Here is a 2,416-nt window from a genome sequence, read left to right as displayed (position 1 = left end):
CAGGATATATGTTATTCGTAATGTCTAATGCTTCAGAATATGGCAAGTAACCCCATCTATCTGTCATTCCATGCATAATATATACACTTAAAATTTTTGCAGCTGCTATTTGGTTTCCATTAGAACCATAAGCTTGCGCAGCTACTTTAGTATCGTCATTCGAATTAATTTCGACAATTTGACGTAGATCCTCTAATAAACCGTAAGAGCCATCAGGACTCCAGTTAAGAGTTTGATAACGAGATTCTTCGTCATATTGTCCATTAGATAAGTACTGCACGTATAAATTACTGGTAGTACTTGCTATGTAACCACTTGTACCTCTTTGTGCATTTGCTAATAAAGAAGCAGTAACAGGTGTACTTGGGTTATTGGGATTTTGGTTTGTATCACCAAAATCTACTGTATCACATGCTGTAAATGAGACTGCTACAGCAAGAATAAGTGATTTTATTTTGTTTATTTTTTTCATTTTGTATATCTATTTTTAATTAAAATGACATTCTTACATTGATACCTACTGTTCTAACATTAGGTAATTGACCACCTTCTGTCCAGTTTACGCCATTTGCTGTTTCTAATTCAGAAGGGTCTAATCCTGGTAATGCTGAATGGATTAACCAAACATTGTTAGCAAAAACACCTAAGTTTAATTTTTTAAACGGAGTTTTGTCAATAATGCTTTGTGGCATATCATAATCTAAACGCACTGTTCTTAATTTTACATAAGAAGCGTCATATAACCATCTTTCATGTAAAGCAAATAAACGACCCCAATAAGTTGACGCTGCTACGTTGTATGAAACTGGAGCTCCAGACGTTGCATCAACTCCTTCAATTAAAACACCACCCGATGCGCCTGTTCCATTAGCAACAGCACTACCACTTGCAGTAGCTGTTCCTACTAGAGGGTCTCTTACAGGGTTTCCTAAATTATTGTTACCAACAGTTTCTATACCTAAACCAGAATAGTTATTAAACATTCTTGTTACAGAAAATACTTTACCACCACTTTGGAAGTCAATATCGAAACCTAAGTTAAAGTTTTTATAACGAATGTTATTAGATAAACCTCCTGTAAAATCTGGTAGTACATTTCCTAAGTATTGGTTTGTGTCATACTGAGGATTACCTGTTGAAGATAATAAAATATTACCATCTGCATCTCTTTGGTAAGCTCTACCGTAAATTGCACCCCATTCTTCACCAACTCTTTCTTGTAATTGGATACCTCTCCAAGAGCTAGATAAAACGTTTACGTCAATTCCTTCAGAAATTTTATCAACAAATCTTTCTAAAGTAGCAAAACTTAAAGTTGCATCCCAAGCAAAATCTTCTTTTTTGAATATGTCGTAATTTAAAGCAACTTCAATACCATTGTATGTTTGTTTTCCATCATTACTAAGAGTGCTTGTGTAACCAGTTGAGCCATCTAAAGTAACAGATACTGGTAATTCTTCATCTATTTTTTTGAAATACGCAACATCTACTCCTAGTCTGCTATTAAATAATCTTAATTCAGCACCAATTTCATAATCTTTACGAACACCACCTTCTAAAAAAGGGTTTGCAAATGTTCCTTGTGCAGATAATGTACCTGTACTTCCATAAGGCGTGCCAATAGTATATACAGCTGATAGTTGATATGGGCTTGGGAATCTTGGAGCTTGTGCTGCACTCATTCTCAATTTACCAAATCTTAAAATATCGTTTTCTGGAATTAATTTAGAGAAAATAAAACTTAAAGAACCTCCATAAGTTTCAATTCTATTTGCTTCTTCAAAAGCAGAAGAACCCCAATCGTAACGTGCAAACCCATCTAAAAATAATATATCTTTAAAACCTACAGATGCTTTTGCAAAAATAGATTTTGTTTTAAATAAAGATCTGCTATTGTTTACAGTTGGTCTATCTACAGATGTACTTAAGCTGTAAAAACCTAACGTATTTAACCCTCCAACAGTACTACCGCTTAAATTTCTAGAACCTATTGTAGAAAGTTCGAAACCTGCTGTAGCGGTTATGTCAAAGTCTTCATTAATGTCTTTAGAATAGTTAACAATACCAAACAATTCATCTCTATAGTCCATACTTTGAGACTCGCTATAAGAAGGTATAGATTGTCCGCCTAAACCTCCAAAAGCAGATCTATCGTTGAAAGTGTAAGAATTAACTGTTTTTCTAATATCGATACTTGCGTTTAAATTGTCATTTACTTCATATTTTAAACCAATTCTACCGTAAGTAGCATTTTTAGTTTGAAAATTTAAGTTTTCATAAGGCTCAAAAAATGGAGAATCCCAATATAAAGGAGTAGTGTTTGTTGGACTATTGATATTCCAAGAAACGAATTGACCATTTCTTTCATAGTTTCTTACTCTGTCCATGTCTAATTGACGTTGCCACCATTGATTCA

1 protein-coding gene and 1 pseudogene are annotated in these 2,416 nt (G+C 33.8%); both read right to left on the bottom strand.

Going from position 1 to position 2,416, the window contains the following annotated elements; genetic code table 11:
* The coding region (locus tag ACTG3S_RS12490; protein ID WP_439129676.1) for a SusD/RagB family nutrient-binding outer membrane lipoprotein at nucleotides 1–472 on the bottom strand (472 nt) is incomplete at its 3' end.
* A 19-nt stretch (nucleotides 473–491) separates the two neighbouring features.
* Nucleotides 492–2,416 (bottom strand): annotated as a pseudogene (locus ACTG3S_RS12485) (SusC/RagA family TonB-linked outer membrane protein); the annotation flags it as partial.

The sequence above is a fragment of the Polaribacter sp. genome, from assembly GCF_965656025.1.
Classification (GTDB): Bacteria; Bacteroidota; Bacteroidia; order Flavobacteriales; family Flavobacteriaceae; genus Polaribacter.
This window is presented reverse-complemented; position numbering and strand designations above follow the sequence as displayed.